Origin of the sequence: Sphingobium chlorophenolicum (assembly GCF_000722875.1) — a bacterium.
GTDB classification, from domain to species: domain Bacteria; phylum Pseudomonadota; class Alphaproteobacteria; order Sphingomonadales; family Sphingomonadaceae; genus Sphingobium; species Sphingobium chlorophenolicum.
In genome coordinates this window covers 1-3,952 of sequence record NZ_JFHR01000112.1, presented here as the reverse complement: position 1 = coordinate 3,952, position 3,952 = coordinate 1, and the positions used below count along the sequence as shown (strand labels likewise).

Here is a 3,952-nt window from a genome sequence, read left to right as displayed (position 1 = left end):
GGGGGGGGCTTTTCCGGCGGCGGCGGCAGCTTCGGCGGCGGCGGCGCTTCGGGGGACTGGTGATGCGTCTGCATTTGAACGAAGCCGATCACGACCGGGTGACCGAAGCGGTGGCGCAAGCGGAGAAGGCCACCGATGGCGAGATCGTCACAATCGTCGCCCGCCGGTCGGACGCCTATCATGATGCGGGATTGCACTGGGCCATCGGCGCGGTGTTCCTCGCGCTTTCGGTGGCGGCGGCGTTCCCGCAATATTTCCGCTCGCTTTGCTCCTGGCTGCTGCAAAATTGGGAACATGAGATTGAGGATTGGAAGCTGCTGACCGTCCTGCTCGGCCTGCTCATCCTCAAATTCCTGATCGTCCGCTATGCGCTGGCCTGGATGCCGCTGCGCCTGGCCCTTACCCCGAAAGCCACCAAGGCCCGCCGCGTGCGCCGCCGCGCCATCACCCTGTTCCGCGCCGTCGCTCAGGGGCGCACGCGGGGGCGGACCGGCGTCCTGATCTACCTGTCGCTGGACGAGCATCGGGCGGAACTGGTCGCGGATGCCGCCATCAACGAGAAGGTCGCGCCCGAAATCTGGGGTGACGCCATGGCTGCGCTGATCGACGGCGTGCGCGAAGGCCGCGCCGCCGACGGCATTGCGCAGGCAGTGCATCAGGTCGGCGTCGTACTGGCGCAGCATTTCCCGGCCACTGGCGACAATCCCAATGAACTGCCCGACAGGCTGATCGAATTATGAGCGAACAGGATATGGCCTCGCCTGAGGAAATCATGTGGGAGGGCCGCTTCATCACTGCCAAGCGGCGGGGCAAGTGGGAATATGTCGGCCGGGCGCGGGGCATTCGCGCCGCCGTCATCCTGGCCATCGAGGAAGCCGCAGACGGCCGCCATGTGCTGCTGGTCGACCAATATCGCGTACCGCTGGGCCGCCGCTGCATCGAACTGCCCGCAGGACTGGTCGGCGACCATGACGAGGGCGAGGAAGCCACGCTCGCCGCCACCCGCGAACTGGAGGAGGAAACCGGCTATCGCCCCGGCCGGATGGAGGCTTTGGGTGAATTTTACAGTTCGCCCGGCATGGTGTCGGAAAGCTTCACCCTGTTCCGCGCCCATGATCTGGTGAAGACCGGAGAAGGCGGCGGCGTCGACGGCGAAGACATCCGCGTCCACCGCGTGCCGGTGGATGGAATTCAACAACAGATCGCGGCCTGGCGGGCTGAGGGGTTCGCCATCGACGTCAAACTGCTGTTGCTGCTCGGCGCGGGGATTGCGGGCTGAACTTCATCATCCGGCCGATGCTGGACTAACCTCTCCTATTCCTCCCCATCGAGAGATGGGGAGGGGGACCGCGCGAAGCGTGGTGGAGGGGAAATACGCAGGTCGCGCCATTTCCCCTCCACCATTCGCTTCGCGAACGGTCCCCCTCCCCACGCTTCGCGCAGGGAGGATTTAGGGTTGATCGCTAACTGCCCCTACCCTACCCGATACCACCCCGCCACCCGATCCAGCGCCAGCGTCAGCACCAGCTTGCCCGCCCGGCTGGGCCAGCCCAACGCCTTTTCCGCCGCTACCAGCCCTTCGCCCGCGCAGACGACGCGCCACAGCACATCCGCCAGCCCCGGCCCCGCCGCCCGGATCGCGCCGTCGAACCGCTCCCGCGCCGACAGTTGGGCAAGGCCCGGTTCGACCGCCCCAGCGCCCCGGCCCCGCTGCCGCCCCGGCGCGGCGTCCCAGCGCATGGTGATTCGCGGCCCCAGCCCCGCCTTCTCCCAATCGGCGCGCAGCCTGTCCCCGGCGAGATAATGCCGCTCGCTCAAATGCCCCCGCGCATGCAGCCATGCCAGCGGCGATTCATGCAGGTTGACCGCCACCTTCTGCGCCCGGCCAAAGGGGTCTTCTATGATCTGTTCGACAAATTGCGTGGCCATGGCGGGTCTCCCAACAGGAATCGGATGCAAGGGGACTTGCCACGCGTCCGAGTTTGTAGGAAAGCGTAAAAAACCAAATAGGTGAAAACAGGACAAGATATGATCACCCGCATCCGGGAGGTACGCAAAGCCAAGGGACTGACGCTGGAGCAGGTCGGCGCATTATGCGTGCCCCCCACCACCGCCCAGACCATCGGCCGCCTGGAAACCGGCACCCGAACCGTATCGGTCAACTGGTTGAACCGCATCGCCGACGCATTGGGCGTTTCATCGTCCGAACTGGTCGCCCTGCCCGGCCAGAATGTCGTGCCGGTCGCCGCGCTGCTGGGGCCGGAGGGCGCCCGCGCCCCGACCCGCCCTCTCTCCCTCCCGCCGCCAGCCCCGCTCGACGCAATGGTGGGGGTGCAGGTTTCCGGCAGCATCGGCGATTATCGCAGCGGTGACGAAATCTGGTGCCGCCGCATCCTGCCGGAGGAATTTTCCAGCGTGCTCAATCGCGACCTGCTGCTGCCGCGCCATGCCGGGCGCTTCCTGTTCGGGCGGCTGATCGGGCGCGAGGACGACCGGCTGCACGTCCTTCCCCTGGGCATCGGCAACCGCCAGCAGGTGATAAGTGACCCACCCTGGGGCGCCGTGGCGGTCCAACTGGTGAGACGGCTGTAGACAAAGGCGTTTTCATCCTTAACCCTGCATTGACCATGTCCGCCGGAAAGCAACGCTCTAGGAAGATGCGATGACGCTGAACGTCCTGATGCTGTCGACCCTGTTCCCGGACATGAGCCGCCCCAATTTCGGCGTCTTCGTGGAACGGCAGGCCCGCGAACTGGCCAGCCGGGACGGCGTCCAGGTCACGGTGGTCGCGCCGCTGGGCATCCCGCCCTGGCCGCTGTCGACGGCGAAGCGCTATGCGTCCCTGCGCGCCCTGCCCGCCAAGGAGCGGTGGAAGGATTTGACCGTCCACCGTCCGGTCTTTCCGATCATCCCCAAATTCGGCGGCCGCTTCAACGTCCACAGCATGACCCGCGCCATCCTGCCGCTGGTCCGGCGCCTGCATGCGGAACGGCCGTTCGACGTCATCGACGCCAGCTTCTTCTTCCCCGACGGCCCGGTGGCGCAGCGCCTCTCTCGCGCACTCGGCATTCCCTATTCGGTGAAGGCACGGGGCGCGGACATCCATTATTGGGGCACGCGCAGCGGCACGCGAAAGATGGTCAGGCGCGCCGCCGAGGATGCCGCCGGACTGCTGGCCGTGTCGGACGCGATGCGCCGCTCCATGGCGCGCATGGGCATCGATGCGGACAAGATCCGGGTCCATTATACCGGCGTCGACCTCGACCGTTTCGAGATAAGCGACCGGGCGGCGGCAAAGGAAAGCCTGGGCTTCGAAGGCCCGGTGGTCCTGTGCGTCGGCGCGCTCATCCCGCGCAAGGGGCAGGAATTGCTGGTGCAGGCGCTGCCGCAACTGCCCGGCGTCACGCTGCTGCTCGCCGGACAGGGGCAATATCGCCGCGCATTGGAAAAGCAGGCGGAGGAACTGGGCGTCGACCGGCGCATCGGCTTCCTCGGCTCCGTGCCGCACGACCGGCTGCCGCGCATCTATGCCGCCGCCGACGTCATGGCGCTGCCTTCCTCCTCGGAAGGTCTGGCCAATGCCTGGGTGGAGGCGCTGGCCTGCGGCACCCCCATCGTGATCAGCGATGTGGGCGGCGCGCGCGAACTGCTCGACCGGCCCGAAGCGGGTCAGATCGTCGCCCGCGAACCCGAAGCGCTGGCCGCCGCCATCAGCGCGATCCTGATCAATCCGCCCGAACGGGAATCGGTCCGCGAAGCCGCGCTGCGCTTCACCTGGACCGCCAATGGCGACACGCTGCTGGACCATCTCCGGGCGATTGCCGGTCAGAAATCCTAGGCTGCGTGGACAAATTCCGGACTCGCCTGACGGAGGGATTTGGGTGGATTTCCGTCATCCCCCCTCCCGCAGGCGGGAGGGGGTTAGGGGGTGGGCTGGCGCGACATCGGCGTT

At 66.9% G+C, this 3,952-nt stretch carries 5 protein-coding genes; 4 read left to right on the top strand and 1 reads right to left on the bottom strand.

From position 1 onward, the window contains the following. The first annotated feature begins 62 nt into the window (after positions 1-62). On the top strand, positions 63-740 hold the full coding sequence (locus tag BV95_RS22360; RefSeq protein WP_037457511.1) for a TPM domain-containing protein: 678 nt from the start codon (positions 63-65) through the stop codon (positions 738-740). Further along, entirely contained in the window at positions 737-1,279 is a 543-nt protein-coding gene (locus tag BV95_RS22355) for an NUDIX hydrolase (RefSeq protein WP_037457509.1), read from the top strand. Before BV95_RS22360 ends, BV95_RS22355 begins: the two co-directional genes overlap by 4 nt. Positions 1,280-1,473: 194 nt before the next feature. Here BV95_RS22355 and BV95_RS22350 read toward each other — a convergent pair whose 3' ends face one another. Then, on the bottom strand, positions 1,474-1,929 hold the full coding sequence (locus tag BV95_RS22350; protein WP_037457507.1) for a DUF6456 domain-containing protein: 456 nt from the start codon (positions 1,927-1,929) through the stop codon (positions 1,474-1,476). 99 nt (positions 1,930-2,028) lie between these two features. Here BV95_RS22350 and BV95_RS22345 point away from each other — a divergent pair, with 99 nt between their 5' ends. After that, positions 2,029-2,592, top strand: coding sequence for a helix-turn-helix domain-containing protein (locus tag BV95_RS22345; RefSeq protein WP_037457505.1), 564 nt, complete (start codon positions 2,029-2,031; stop codon positions 2,590-2,592). A gap of 70 nt (positions 2,593-2,662) precedes the next feature. After that, positions 2,663-3,838 carry a glycosyltransferase gene (locus BV95_RS22340; protein WP_037457503.1) on the top strand — a complete coding sequence of 392 codons (1,176 nt, stop codon included), beginning with the start codon at positions 2,663-2,665 and terminating at the stop codon, positions 3,836-3,838. Positions 3,839-3,952: the final 114 nt, after the last annotated feature.